This window comes from Thalassoglobus neptunius (assembly GCF_007859735.1).
In the GTDB taxonomy this organism is placed as follows: domain Bacteria; phylum Planctomycetota; class Planctomycetia; order Planctomycetales; family Planctomycetaceae; genus Thalassoglobus; species Thalassoglobus neptunius.
Map to the genome: position 1 here is coordinate 23,934 of NZ_SIHI01000016.1, position 14,162 is coordinate 38,095.

8 protein-coding genes are annotated in these 14,162 nt (G+C 52.6%); 3 read left to right on the forward strand and 5 right to left on the reverse strand.

All coding sequences use genetic code 11. The annotated features are described in order from the left end of the window. Positions 1–171: 171 nt before the first annotated feature. The gene (locus tag KOR42_RS17710; RefSeq protein ID WP_146511181.1) at positions 172–2,004 is read left to right on the forward strand and encodes a UbiD family decarboxylase; all 1,833 of its coding nucleotides are present in this window, start codon (positions 172–174) and stop codon (positions 2,002–2,004) included. A gap of 32 nt (positions 2,005–2,036) precedes the next feature. On the opposite strand, the gene KOR42_RS17715 is transcribed toward KOR42_RS17710, so the two are convergent. From KOR42_RS17715 to KOR42_RS17725, 3 genes are all read right to left on the reverse strand, one after another. Next, positions 2,037–2,432, reverse strand: coding sequence for a hypothetical protein (locus tag KOR42_RS17715; protein WP_146511182.1), 396 nt, complete (start codon positions 2,430–2,432; stop codon positions 2,037–2,039). Between the two features lie 265 nt (positions 2,433–2,697). Beyond that, positions 2,698–3,738 carry a hypothetical protein gene (locus KOR42_RS17720; RefSeq protein WP_146511183.1) on the reverse strand — a complete coding sequence of 347 codons (1,041 nt, stop codon included), beginning with the start codon at positions 3,736–3,738 and terminating at the stop codon, positions 2,698–2,700. A 172-nt stretch (positions 3,739–3,910) separates the two neighbouring features. Beyond that, a complete protein-coding gene (locus tag KOR42_RS17725) occupies positions 3,911–4,996 on the reverse strand; it encodes a polysaccharide biosynthesis/export family protein (protein WP_146511184.1) in 1,086 nt (361 codons plus the stop codon). A 529-nt stretch (positions 4,997–5,525) separates the two neighbouring features. On the opposite strand from KOR42_RS17725, the gene KOR42_RS17730 reads away from it, so the two are divergent. Continuing rightward, complete coding sequence (locus tag KOR42_RS17730; protein ID WP_146511185.1) at positions 5,526–6,899, forward strand: hypothetical protein; 1,374 nt, start codon at positions 5,526–5,528, stop codon at positions 6,897–6,899. Between the two features lie 283 nt (positions 6,900–7,182). Further along, positions 7,183–9,069, forward strand: coding sequence for a preprotein translocase subunit SecA (locus tag KOR42_RS17735; RefSeq protein WP_231740986.1), 1,887 nt, complete (start codon positions 7,183–7,185; stop codon positions 9,067–9,069). A gap of 66 nt (positions 9,070–9,135) precedes the next feature. On the opposite strand, the gene KOR42_RS17740 is transcribed toward KOR42_RS17735, so the two are convergent. Continuing rightward, positions 9,136–10,686 carry a hypothetical protein gene (locus KOR42_RS17740; RefSeq protein ID WP_146511187.1) on the reverse strand — a complete coding sequence of 517 codons (1,551 nt, stop codon included), beginning with the start codon at positions 10,684–10,686 and terminating at the stop codon, positions 9,136–9,138. A gap of 272 nt (positions 10,687–10,958) precedes the next feature. Further along, positions 10,959–14,054, reverse strand: a complete 3,096-nt coding sequence (locus KOR42_RS17745; RefSeq protein ID WP_146511188.1) for an MFS transporter — start codon at positions 14,052–14,054, stop codon at positions 10,959–10,961. Positions 14,055–14,162: the final 108 nt, after the last annotated feature.

A 14,162-nucleotide genomic window follows, 5' to 3' on the forward strand; every position in this document is an offset into this window, starting at 1 on the left:
TTCATGATTGTACGCAATCCGCTACGATTCGGCGAACCGCGTACATCGACGGATTTTCCACTGACGCCTGAACCGGCTGTCTTCATGCGATCTGAAAAACCATGTCTGAGCTTCGATGAGAAGACTCAGAGACAAGAAGTCGCTTGAAACCAGTCGACAAAACGAAACGCCATGGGTTACCGAAATCTCAAAGACTGCGTCGTCGACCTCGAAAAACACGGCCAGCTGGTTCGCATTACGTCGCCAGTTGACCCGCACCTCGAAGCTGCAGAGATCCAGCGACGAGTTTATCAGGCGGGCGGACCTGCTCTGTTGTTCGAGAATGTGACGGGATGCCAATTCCCGATGCTCAGCAATTTATTCGGAACGATTGAGCGCACCCGATTTCTTTTTCGAGACACCATCGACCTCGTTAAGCGTCTCGTCGAAATCAAGATCGACCCGGCTGTCGCGATCAAAAATCCTCTCCGATACGGACGAGCATTCCCTGTCGCGTGGGCGATGCAGCCGAAATACGTTTCTCGCGGACCTCTGACACAGAATCAGACATCTCTCGATCAGCTTCCCCAACTCGTCAGCTGGCCCGACGATGGCGGCCCGTTTGTGACTCTACCTGCGGTCTACTCAGAACATCCCGCTCATCCCGGTTGGCAGAAATCCAATTTGGGAATGTACCGAATCCAGATGGCCGGAAACGATTACACGCCTAATCGCGAGGTGGGCGTTCACTACCAGATTCATCGAAGCATCGGAGTTCATCACGCAGCTGCCATCCAACGCGGAGAAGCCTTGAAGGTCAACATTTTTATCGGTGGACCACCGGCTCTTCCGTTGTCGGCCGTCATGCCGCTTCCGGAGGGCCTTTCTGAGCTGACGTTCGCAGGAGCACTCGGCGGGCGTCGTGTTCGCATGATTCGCAGCAAGGACCATCTTCCACTGATTGCCGAAGCAGACTTTTGTATCTCGGGCACGATCGATCCACAGCGACTGAAACCGGAAGGTCCGTTCGGGGACCATCTCGGCTATTACAGCCTTCGACACGACTTCCCCGTTTTGAATGTCGAGCGGGTTTATCATCGGAACGACGCAATCTGGCCATTCACCGTGGTCGGTCGGCCGCCGCAGGAAGACACGTCCTTCGGTGAAATTATTCACGAGATCACAGGCCCGGCGATTCCTTCTGTTTTGCCCGGAGTGAAGCAAGTCCACGCTGTCGATGCTGCGGGAGTTCACCCACTGCTTCTGGCAATCGGAAGCGAACGATACGTGCCGTATGCCGAGGAAAGAGTCCCTCAGGAGATTTTGACTCAGGCGAATGCGATTCTTGGACAGGGACAACTCTCGCTGGCCAAATATCTGTTCATCGCAGCTGAAGAGGATGCCCCGGAGCTGAACCTGCACGATATCGACAAGTTCTTCCACCATATATTGGAGCGAGTCGATTGGCGTCGCGATTTGCACTTTCAGACAAAAACCACGATCGACACACTCGACTATTCCGGAGACGGGTTCAATTCCGGATCGAAAGTCGTTGTCGCAGCTGCGGGGAAACCTGTCCGGGAGCTTTCGCGTGAGATCCCCGAATCGCTTCGACTTCCGTTTGGGTTTTCAACTCCGAAGGTGGCACTTCCCGGAGTCCTGGCGGTTCAAGCTCCACCATGCGAACGAGCAGACGACCACGTTCTGAAAGCGTTTTGTGATCAGCTTTCGACTGGCGACTCCATCAACCATTTTCCGCTGTGCGTCTTGGTCGACGATTCAGAATTCACAGCCCGGTCGCTCAACAACTTTCTGTGGACCGTATTCACTCGGTCCAACCCAGCAGCCGACATCGATGGAATCGAGAGCTTCATCGATAACAAGCACTGGGGCTGTCGCGGGTCACTCGTGATCGATGCCCGAATTAAGCCCAAGCACGCCCCGCCTCTGATTGAGGACCCCAAAGTTACTGCCAAAGTCGATGCTCTGGCTCAGCAGGGTGGACCACTGCACGGAATTCTCTGACGGTCCACCCAATTTCAAGTACTGAATAGATCTTAACGACCTCTCAACTGACTTCGGTCGTAATAACTTCCCGTGTTGTTGAAGTGGTTGCCGGGATTGAAGAAATGCGACCGGTGACCGGTTGGCTTGAGTTGATCGTCGGCCAGTTGTTCTTCTCGTTGCCGCAGGACGGTGACGTCTTTTTCCAATCCCTGAATCAGCCCATAGTTGGTTCGGTTCGCTTGACGAAATTCTCGTTCCGGGAGAATTCTCTGGTAATAACTCAGTGCTGAGTTAAATCGACCGTTGCCGAGAAAGAGGAACGGGCTTGTCGTCGGCGTCAGATGCGGCCTCAACGGTGCTGGTGCAATCGCTGTTTGCGCAGCTGCGAATTTCCCGGACAACATCACGATTGCGATGACGAACAGGTAGCTGGTACTTCTCACCATGATGTCAGTCCCTTCATTGAATTGGACAATGATGCCATTGAAAACAGTTCATGACATTATTGCATGCTTACAGGCCGATTTCTCTTATTAAAACCATTTTCGTGGCTTCTCTACCGGCACCTGATCTCGTTCTCTCGTGATGGCACAGCGTTCAAAGCAGCGTTCGAAATCTGGGAAACGCCGCAGTTTCATCCCGATCAATGCGTTCGAAATTGACTCAATTCACAAATCTTGAGATCACGTCGAACGAATTCGTTGACGGGGTCTATTCAAACACTGGTCCCAATCGTGGCACTGTGCGACGAATGGGAAAAGCTGGCAGTTCGACTGTTGTATGCAGAAAGTGGTACTCGCTTGATCCGCGAGGTGCCCCCTCGATGGTGGCAAATCCCAAATGATCTCCGGTCGCAGCCACCGGTTTGGAGTGTCCGGGACGACTGCCGTGTCGTGCGTGAACGACCGTCGGCCGATTGTCCTGGAGTCGAACGAAACCAACCCGTTCCACTGTCGTCGATTGTACGGTTGTCGGATGTTGCACATTCTCTTCAACCTTCGGGGCTTTCGCCTTTCCCTGATAGGGTAACTCTTCGAGAGTTAAAACGACTGGCATCTCCGACTCCTGAACGACGGCGACGGGAACCGAACGGGTCACTGGGTCCGGAAACGTCGACTGCGGAACTTGTGTCGGAAATTTCCGGAGAGGCTGCGGAATCGCACTCGTTTGTGAATTCACTCCGTTCGATTCTTGAGGCGGAGCCAATGAGTGACGTCCGGTCCGAAACAGCGGAACAGCCATTCCGGTCTCGGCAGGAGCTGCCTCAAATGATGGTGCTGGCGGGGCTCCTGTTGGGACCTCTGTCGGAACTTCCGGAGAATCCAGTTGAATAGGTGGACTCGCTGGAATCGACGGATACTGTGGAACCGAATGTCCTCCCGCCGGGACAGACTCGATCACCTGTCCCGGAGGACAAAATTGAGATCCCTCATAAGGCGAGCGGCTCCACTGAGTCTCGAAGTACCCGAAGTTGCAAGTGTTATCGGGAGTGACTACGGGATTCAAAAACCATCGGTGCCAGGTGTGCCACGCTTCGACTCTCGCCTTGCGTTTTGGCATGGTCTTATTGTGAATCCGATCGTAGTCGAAAAGTCGACTGATGGGACCACTCTCCTCGTAGTATTGCACTTCGGTATCGCAGGCTTTGTCTTTAGAGAACCAGCCGAACAAGTCGGCCGCCTGCAGGGGAAGAGCGTTCCATCCCACAGCACCGAGTACAGAAGCAGTAATTACAACTTTTTGCAGTCGCATGATCGCGGACCTTCATTTCAGGAAAGCTTCAGCCGACAGTTTTCTCGTTCAGGAAAGCACAGCAGGTGACAGAAGTGGCTTCGAATTTGGTTTCGCAGATCCGCATGAGCAGTGACAGCAATCTGTTGAAGTCAAACAACTCTTGCAGGTCTGCGAATGAAACCCTCTTGCACTAGAACCCGCCTCCCTGGTTGCCAATCTGGTAGAACGAATCCCATGTGGAGTCCCCGAGGAGGATCACACCGAAGACACGTTCCACTGGAGAGATGATCTTCGCGAATGTGTTGTCCAGCTTGATCAGGCGATCAGCCTGGATGTAAATCCGGTCACCCGGCATCAGTTGATAGTTGGTCGCAGTGACACCTTCAGCAGCAATCTCACGCCAGTTCACAGGAAGAATCTGTGCGACTCCCATTCCTGCAGGAGCTGGGCGAGCGACCCAGATGTTCTTGGACGACACCTGAGAAAGCCCTTCAATCTGAGCCACCGCATCGAGAACGGTTTCGTTCCCGGTCGCAGGCAAGCGAATCACCTGCTCACCATAGCCCCCACCGTCTGTGATGACGTAATAGCTCTTGCTGTTGTAGGCGAGAACGTCCACGTTCACTTGCGGTTGATTCAAGTGCGGTTTCAGGAACTCTTCGACGACGTGTCGAATCTCATCGACAGTCATCCCGGAAACGTACACGCTTCCGTAAGATCCCAGCGAGACTGTTCCGTCGGGACGAATCAAATGTTCCCCGCCAACAGGTTGCTTGGCGTTTATATCGATCAGTTGCAGACTCACCTTCGGTTCTGCCAGATCGTTTGATGCGACAAGATGATCTTTGATCAACTGTTTCGCATCTTCTTTACTCAGCCCGGCAATCTTGACGGTTCCATAGAACGGACCAAGATCGACGTTTCCTTCGAAGTCAATCAGGAAGTTCCCGTTGATGTCCTTGAACGAGCGTTCGACATCAATGACTGCTCGAACTTCGTCGATCGAGTCCGTCTGAGTCAGGATTTCCCAGGGAAGACCATAAGCGACCTGAAGGAAGACGGTATCACCCGGCATCAACAAGCTGTTCGGATGCCGAATGTTATCGATCGCTTCAATGATCAAGACGTCCGGTGGAGCAACCCGGTATTCCGGCAGCGACATCATCTCCAGTTCTCGTGGGATGCCCTGCGTCACGTAAGGTTGGCTCTTCACTGTATGTGCACAACCTGTGAAGACCATACACGCCAATAGGAGAAGTCGAATCCCCAAGTGCATCTCAATCACCTCAATCCGTTACGCGGCTGACAGACAACCCTCACACTGGGTGAGAGTGTCGGGCCTGATGGAAAGGACTTCACTAGCGAGAGTCCTGACGTTGCTTGAGGAATCGGTACAACACGCGTCAGCGGTACAGCCCATTCAGATAGATCCTCGATCGTGATGTGATCTTTGTACCGGACGTGCGCGTTAATCCGGTTACAGGAAACAGGAAAACTGCACAACATAGAGAGTCTCGTTTCCGGGCGGGCAGACAGTGATTGTGAACGTTGGCTCACTCAACTTCAGGCCCTCGTCCGTCCCCTAAACCCTAACCGAACTGGTAGTTACGCAACGAACTCAATGACGACCAGGTCGCTCGTCGCCCCCATTTCGCGGCCCCGGTTCGATCGGACGAACCATCATTTAACGAAGAATTCCTACAGTCATCACAATTTCTTTTCTCAAACCATCTTGACTACCCAAAGGAGACAGTCTTCCGCATTCGCAATCAATTCTCTATCCACTCAAACAAACGAGGAAGTTCATGCTTCAGAACCTGTCATTCAATCGTCCGTCAACCTCACGCCGAATGGTTCAATCAGTTTTCGAAACTGAAAGCCTTGAATCGCGAACACTTTTGTCGGCCGTCATGGTGACTTCCTCTGCAGATAGTGGGGAAGGGTCGTTTCGCGATGCCATTGAGCAGGCCAACGCCGATTCTTCAATCACGAAAATCAAGTTCAAGAGTTCCGTTGATCTCGTGAATCTCGAATCGACCGTCGAATTCACTGGGGCTCAGGATCTCAAGATTGATGGCAAGAACGTTACGCTTCAGACAGTCGGAGAAGACATCGGACAGTTCAATCTGTTTGAGTCGACAGGGAATGCAGATCTGAGTCTGCAGAAGATGACATTGATCGGCGGATTGAACGGAATCTACGTTCCGATTTCGGCAGACGCGGAAGGGACTGTATCGTTTGAAGGAAAGAACCTTACCGTTCTGGACAGCGACCTGTTCGGACTGCACATCGCTGATCAGCTTGAAGACTCCGATGCGAGCATTGAGTTAAAGCTGAACAAAAGTAACTTCTTCAACAACGGAATCGGCGATCTCGACTATGACGGAGTGCGCGTCGACGAGGGCGGAGCAGGGAATATCTCCGCTGAGATCAAAAACTCCCGAATCGATGGAAACGGTGGCGATGGACTGGAACTCGACGAGCGAGGGGATGGAAGCGTTTACTTGACTGTCAAGAATTCCACGTTTGACGACAACGGGTTCTACAACGAAGCCGATCTCGATGACGGTCTCGACATCGACGAAGCTGGGGATGGTGGAATTTATGCTTCGATCATGAAGACGAGCCTGAGCTATAACTACGATGAAGGTCTTGATCTGGATGAAGAAGGCGAAGGCGACGTCGAGTTGATGCTCAAAAAGATCGACGCAAGCTGGAACAATGACGAAGGCGTCAAACTTGACGAAGAGCAAGACGGAGACGTCTACGTCGACTTCAAGAATGTCTTGACATTCGGGAACGCCAACGAGGAAGGAATCGCGATCGAAGAAGCTGACTTCGGAGATTTCTTCGCGAAAGTCAGAAACGTTGACGCAAGCCAAAACGGAAAAGATGGCATTGATTTCACCGAAACTGGTGAAGGGGACTTCTTCGCCGACTTCAAGAAAGTTCAGGCATTCGACAATGCTGAGAATGGCGTCAAACTCGAAGAAGAAGATGAGGGAACCCTCAACGCTTCTGTGAAAAAGATCGTTTCAGAGTTCAACGGCGAGTACGGTTTGGCCGTGTATCAGGAGACTGTCGGTTTCGACAGCTACGGACTCCTCCTCCTTCGCCAAGCTTCGCTGTTTGACAACGGTTTCGGCGACCTCGACACCTGGGATGTTTACGTCGAGTAGAACGTTCTGGCGAGACAGCTGGAATCGCACTCGCTGAGAGCGACAAACATCATGCTGAAAGAGTCACTCTGTCTTCGCAGAGTGGCTCTTTTCATTTGGATCGTCCGTGATTCAGGTCCTCTTGCAGGCTGAGTTCGACGGGATACGATACTCTCAAACCACAAATCACTGATTTTCAAATATACAGACACTCAGTATTCGACTTCGTTTTTCGTGCATTATTTCGTCACGAACCCGAAAAACACTCAAGTCGCAGACAACGAATGGATCGTGAGACGCTTTGTTGGACCGCCTCGCCTACTGGAGAAAGCAAGCCCGCCTGATCATTCGAAGGTCGGAAGCGCTACAGAGCCTCAGTTCTGAAGAATTGGCAACCTTTGCTCGTGAGATGAAATGGAAGGCCCGGTCGGGAGTTTCACTCTCTCAGATTCTTCCAGAAGCTTTCGCACTCACGATCGAAGCATCGCACCGTGCGCTCGGAAAACGCCACTACGAAGTTCAGATCATGGGGGCACAGGCGATCTTTGAAGGGCACATCGCCGAAATGCAAACCGGTGAAGGGAAAACACTCACCGCGGTTTTGCCGGTCGCCCTGCGTGCTTTCGTCGGGAAGGGAGTCCATGTCGTCACAGCCAACGATTACCTCGCCGCTCGTGACGCTGAAGAAATGGGACAGGTCTACCAACAGCTTGGGCTGACGACGGGATGCGTCACGCAAGACATGAGCGACTCTGAACGACTCGAAATGTATGCGCGCGACATCACCTACGGAACCGCGAGCGAAATGGGATTCGATTTCCTTCGAGATCGAATCAAGAAGGGAGCGGACTCCGGTTTACTTTCGAGTCGGAAGATCTTCACCGAAGAGACTGAGTCTTCAATGCCGGTCCAACGCGGCCACTACTTCGCAATGATTGACGAAGCGGACAGCATCCTGATTGACGAAGCACGGACGCCGTTAATCATCGGAGTTCAGGAAAAAAACAAAGATGCTGTCATCAGCCTCTATCGATGGTGTCGCACCGCGATCAGAAATCTTGAGATCAATCGAGACTTTCTGTTCGATCAGCGAAAGCGAACCGTCTTCCTCACCGAGAGTGGATGTCGTCACGTCACTCTCATGTCAAAACCCGTTCTGTTGGACACAATTGATACTGAGCAGATTTACCAGCACATCGAGAAAGCACTCACAGCCGAACTCGCTTTCGAAAAAGACCGGGACTATGTCATTGATGATGGAGAAATCGTGATCGTCGATGAAGGGACCGGTCGGAAGATGGAAGGACGAAAGTGGCAGGAAGGATTACATCAAGCGGTCGAAGCGAAGGAGCGGCTCGACCTCACGGAATCGACCGGGGCAGCGGCTCGAATCACGATTCAAGCACTCTTCCGCCACTACGAACATCTGGCAGGAATGACAGGAACTGCGTTGCAGGCGCGGAGCGAATTCAAGCGTGTCTACAATCTTAAAGTCTCCGTCATTCCCACCAACCGACCCTGTATTCGGACCGGCAGCCCAACGCGTGTCTTCGTTGATCAGTCGTCGAAGTTCGATGCCGTTATTGCCGAAGTCAAAACGCACATCATGGGCGGTCGTGCTGTTCTCATCGGAACGCCTTCTGTCGAAGCTTCCCATGCATTGTCGATCAAAATGAAGGAAGAGAATCTTCCGCACACCGTGCTCAACGCACTCTATCACGATCAGGAAGCGGAAATCGTCAAGCAGGCAGGACAGCGGGGAAGAATTACGATTGCAACGAACATGGCAGGTCGAGGAACGGACATTCTGCTGTCAGAAGAAGTCCGAAAGGCAGGTGGGCTGCATGTCATCGCGACCGAGATGCACAGCTCCAAGAGAATTGACCGCCAGCTGATCGGACGATCTGCAAGACAGGGCGACCCCGGAAGCTATCAGTTCTTTCTATCATTGGATGACGAACTGTTGCGAGTGATGAGACCATCGCAGCTGCAATCACTGAAGCGCAGAGCGAACCCAAATTCAAACGGAGAGCTGTCCTCCAGCTGGGTTCGCCGGTTTGAGTCGCTCCAAGGCAACCTTGAGAAGCGGCACGTTCACCTGCGGAAACAGTTGCTCAAGTTTGACAAAGATCAGAAGAAGAAATTTCGGCAAATGGGGCTCGACCCGTATCTCGAAGTCGCCGAATCGTAAACTCTCTTTTGTCTTCGGCTGCGACAGATCTCCCGATCGCACGAGCAGAAATCAATACGCGTCTCGCTACAGAGTCTTGAGGTATTCGAGATATTGTCGATCGAGTGTTTCGAAAGGGATTCCCAGGAGCTGTTCCATCGTTTTCGTATTGAGGCGAACTCGATCATCCGGGCTGTAAATCTGTGACAGATACTCCATAAACGCGTCGCGGTAGATTCCCCCTTCGTAGTGCAAAAAGAAGTGGCACAACCCTGTCGCCTGACTGTAATAAGCGTGAAGGACATCGTTGTCATCAGGGCGCATGAACTCGCGTTTGCCCATCACCATGAATCGTCTCATGGGAATGTAATACAGCTCTTCGAGAGCTTTCTTCTTCGCCCAGTATATTCGGGGGTGTTCCGGATCGCCAATCGAGAACGATTTCGCACTCGCACTCGAGTCCAAAGTTTCGGTCGTGTCCACAATGGTTTCAAAGGATTCCATGTAACACGGAAATCCTTCGATGACCCAGAAGTGATAGTACTCACCCACTTCGATGGTTTTGGAACTGCTTTCGCCCAGCAACTGGTGAGTCACTTCATGGAACATGGTTTCGATGTTGCTTTCCTTCGCTTCCGGATCGTCAACATGAAAGAAGTAAGCCGTTCGAGTCCGTGGAAGATAAAACCCGTTTGCGATTTCGATCCGGCTTTCGATCGTCTTGAGTTCCCTGATGAACTCGTCCTTGTTTCGAAAGTACGCGATGCGATGCGGATTCCGCCGAACTCTCGATGGAGAGGCAGCCCCGTTAAACAGTCGCTGCATCTGCTGGGGAGTGCTGAAGATCGCGGTGAATTGTTCCATGAAGAACTGATGGAACATTTCAAGGTTCCGTCCCAGTTCGACGCCCCGCTCAAGTGAATGATTCGTTTGGATGAGAAAGTTCTCAGTCTCGATCTCCCAGGCGTTCTTGAAGTCGCTTCTCAGAATCTTCTCTCGCTCGGCACTAATCCACTTGCCTTTGAAGAGCCGTTCTCCGTTTTCATAGCGACTGACATGCTCTTTGGCGATCCAGCCGAAATCCGGATGATCGACGAACCCTTTCAACTTCATGCGACGTGCGAAAGGTGTCGTCCAGTGATCGTCATCCTGAACGTATCCCAGCAACTCTCTCGCGTACCGGTGATCGGGATCGAAGTACAAGACGTGTCGAATGAGTTGGTATGCCAAACTCGGATGCCGAGCTTCAATGGCTTCCCGGGCGAGACGGTACAGCTGAATGGCATGATCTTTTTCCGCCGCACGAAGCCGGATTCGCCATTGCTTATGAACCGGATCGAGATCTCGCGGAAGCGGAGGAGTGAGCTGCTCCGGAAGTTCACGAAGGTCCAAAGCTGACCGCTGCGAATAGCGGGCTCGATGATGAATTCGTTCAGCGTCAGTTAAGTAGCTGTTCTGCTCACAGAATTCAGCGATTGATTCCATCTCTTCAGCGAAATCGGAGTGAATCGCTTCGAATCTCGCGAAGAGCCTTTGCAGTCGATCATCCTTTGCGACTGCCTGGGCTCCCAGCAGATGAATCGCAATCAACGAGAACGACAGCGCAACGCAGCGGGCGGATCGGATGGAACATTTCATGGTGAAATCCTACGTCGATGATTCACTCTCGAAAAGATGAATGCTCCCGAATCACACATCGCCCGCTTCACTTGTCTTGTCGCGCTGCGTCATATTTCTTCATGACAGACCCGCTTCGAGACCGAACTGCGTCAGACCATCGATTCCGAAAGCTGCCTAGACGACCAAGCGACCGAAGGTGTTTGACCGCTTCATCAATTCGCAGAGGCAGCGTTCAACTCTTCGCCAAATCAGGTTTGGTTCCGAGTTGATCCAACGCCCCCCGCAGCGAATTACTTTTCGATCTCAGAAGAGGTTGATGGCGCATTCGGTTGAGGTGCTGCGACAGGTCGAGCGTATCGAACCTGCTGCATCTGCTGACTGCGATATTGCTGGAGCGGTTCCACCAAACTTGACTCCAGAAAGGCCCGACGATTCTCCCAGTCGCCCTGACGAACGTTCGCTTCAACTCGCAATTCTTCCATCGTTTCCATTGCGGAATCGATCGCGTCGAGGCAACGTTCCGTGTCAACGAGTTCGTAGTCTTCCTGACTTCCATCGGTCGCTTGCCAACGAGTCTGCCAGCGCATTCGAAGGACGTCGAGGAGACCATTCAGGTGATCCCATTGTTCGGACGGAGTGAGCGTTTCGCCATTTTCGTCAGTCACGAGCGAAATCGTATCGCAAACGTTTCGAACGGATCGGTCTCGAGGGGAAGAGAAGTAAATCGAGTGCAACAGATAGTCGAATCTTCTCGTGTCGGTTTGTTCTTCTGAGACGCGTTTCAAGAGTTGAATCGCTTCGTTTCGGGCGAACGGGGAGACGAGTGGATCAAACGGATGAGTATGCTCGATCAACGTGTCGACATCTTCGGTGGACAACTCGGTTTCTTTGGTCAATCGCCCCAAGGTCACCAGATAGTCTTTGCGTTTTTGATCTTCCGGATGCAATTGGTTCTTCAACCCTCCATGAGCAACCTGCATGAATTTTGATCGAGGTCGGTCAGAGAGTTTTTGCTTGATGGCCGCACGATATCCCCAGACATTGTCCGGTTGTGTATCGACGACTTTCTGCGCCAGCCGAAGATCTTCCAGACGCTGTGAAATCTCTGTTGCGATTGCGGGATCATCGATCCTTCCGCTGAAGAGTTGACCATGTTTCGCGAGGAGTTGACGCGACTGATTCATCTTGTCGTTCCAGCGGGCAATCTCCCACGGCAAATCGAACGACGCAATCGGCCAGTCGACATCATTCGACGAAGCCTTTGACGACATCATGGCGTCCAGCGCGTTCGCATCCAGTGTTCCTCGCGTCGCTGCAATGGCCCAATCCCACGCCATGCCAGCCAGAACGCGTCTTGAGTGCGATGACTGCACACGCTCCAGCACCTGTTCTGTAACGAGTGGCTGATCAGATTGCGTTCCGATCAACAAAAGTTCTCCGGGAACAGTTTCTGTGACAAGGAGATTCGGAAACACAGATCGAAATGTTTGCAGAACGCTGGTGACGGTCTCAGGACCGATGTCGTAGTAAGAAAGTCGCTGGCAATAGAAACCACCGTCGGCGAGATGACGACGTGCGTTGGCGAAACATTCTTCCGTGAGAAGTGCCGTTCCTTGTGTGTTCGCGATGACGCTGTTGGGACAAACGATGACATCGTATTCACGAGTGTGCTGAGTCCGAACGGCCTGCAACAAATTCGCACTCAAGAACTGGTATCGATCTTCCGAAAAGATTCCCGACTCAATCGTCTTCTGCAGCTGTCCGTCATGAGCGTCATTGGTGACGACCGTCACAGACATCAAGGGGAAGTACTCACATGTCTGCATCGACGTTTGGTGCAATCCCAGGATGAGGACATCTTCAGCAGCTGGATGCATGACCAGCGGAAACCAGACAGGGCAAACTTCCGCCGCACTATGCGGACAGCGTTCCGGTTCAAGTGAATAAAGCCCCGATGGAATTCCGTTCGTGCGTGTTACTAACTGTTCGCCACGATGTTTCCACAAACTTGTGCGCCCCTGAAGCGTTTCCCACTCGTTGACGAGACGTCCGTCGTCCAGCCAGGCGAGTTGTTCGAAAGGCACACCGCTGCGGGCTGCAAGATACGAATTCCCCGAGAACAGAGTCTTTTCCGCCACGGCGGTATTGAATCGGGAATTGAGGAAGACTGCTCCAATTGCGAGCAGCAGAGTGAACGCTGCCCCTGCAGTTTGAAGGGACACTCTTCTCTGAAGTGCTCCAAAGGCAAATGCCTGTCGAAGTCCCAAAATTGTGGCAGTTGCCAGAACGAGAAGCAGATTCGCTGAACTGGTCAACCCGTTCGAGAAGGCAAACAAAGATCCCAACCATGCTGCGCAAAGAAACCACAACATTGAAGGACCATGTACTGCGGACTCATCATCCGAAGCAGCGCTCGACAGAACCCATCCGACGGGAATTGAAAGTCCCATGATCAATCCCGCTCTTGCAAGGAACAGGATGAACGGAGTGGAAAGATATGCCGTTGACTGAAAAGCTGTCCAAACGAACCACGGATATCCAAGAACGACCAGACTCGCCCAAATCGCGAGCGTCATCCAGCGTCCGCTTTTCGGAATCGATGGGAGAAGCGCACCGATCAATAATCCCGAGAACAAACTGAACTCAGTAATCAGATTCGGAACGATGACCTGGTGCCCCAGGAAATGTCCAATGGAAATGGCTCCCCCGCAGGCAAAGCAGAGCAGCACGGACTCCCAATTGAGAGCCGATTCCGTCGGGATAACGTTTTGATCTTCTTGTGAACTTTCCGGGGCGTGACTTTCATGCGTTGGACGTCGCAGCAACAACGCTCCTGAAGCCATACAAACGACCGCTGCCCCCCAAACAGGAAGCCCCCAGCCACCGGGAAACCCGATCGCCATCGGACTAATCACTCCAGCGAACGCGACGCCCGCCAGAATCCCCCGGTTCGACGATCGATCACCAGTAAGAACCAGTCCCGTCCCGGCGATCGCCGGAAAGACGGAACACGCGGCAATGGCAACGAGAGTAAACGGTCCCCAAAACGGATGCGAAACCGTTTCAACGTCGACAGAGCTCAAAAAGGTGTCGATGCCGGAGGAAACCCATGGTTGCAGGAAAACCCAACTTGCGACCGCCCACAGCCCCAAGCTTCGCCCCAAATCGCTGCGTTGCGGAGTTTTCAGGAACTGTAGCCGTAAGAATAATGCTGTGGCTGGCAGCGCCGCGAAGATTCCAAGCGTCGTCTCCCAGGTGGACCCGAATCTGATCCACAGCCTTCCGACGAGAAGAACCAACAAGGTTCCAATGGCCCATCCCACCACAAATCGTGAGATCCATGGACTGACTTTTTGAATCGTCGCTTGATTTTTCCAGCGAATCATCGGCATCCCTGCCATTCGAAAAAAATTCATGGCCGCAATTGAGCACCGGATCATTCCGGCAATAACTGCGGAAAAAACGTCTACAACCCGGAATCTATGGAATGGCGG

What these genes read in the sequence shown, in the direction of transcription:
- KOR42_RS17725 (WP_146511184.1), bottom strand. Translation starts at nt 4,996, where the DNA reads ATGCACTTGGGGATTCGACTTCTCCTATTGGCGTGTATGGTCTTCACA.
- KOR42_RS17710 (WP_146511181.1), top strand. Translation starts at nt 172, where the DNA reads ATGGGTTACCGAAATCTCAAAGACTGCGTCGTCGACCTCGAAAAACAC.
- KOR42_RS17730 (WP_146511185.1), top strand. Translation starts at nt 5,526, where the DNA reads ATGCTTCAGAACCTGTCATTCAATCGTCCGTCAACCTCACGCCGAATG.
- KOR42_RS17715 (WP_146511182.1), bottom strand. Translation starts at nt 2,432, where the DNA reads ATGGTGAGAAGTACCAGCTACCTGTTCGTCATCGCAATCGTGATGTTG.
- KOR42_RS17740 (WP_146511187.1), bottom strand. Translation starts at nt 10,686, where the DNA reads ATGAAATGTTCCATCCGATCCGCCCGCTGCGTTGCGCTGTCGTTCTCG.
- KOR42_RS17720 (WP_146511183.1), bottom strand. Translation starts at nt 3,738, where the DNA reads ATGCGACTGCAAAAAGTTGTAATTACTGCTTCTGTACTCGGTGCTGTG.
- KOR42_RS17745 (WP_146511188.1), bottom strand. Translation starts at nt 14,054, where the DNA reads ATGATTCGCTGGAAAAATCAAGCGACGATTCAAAAAGTCAGTCCATGG.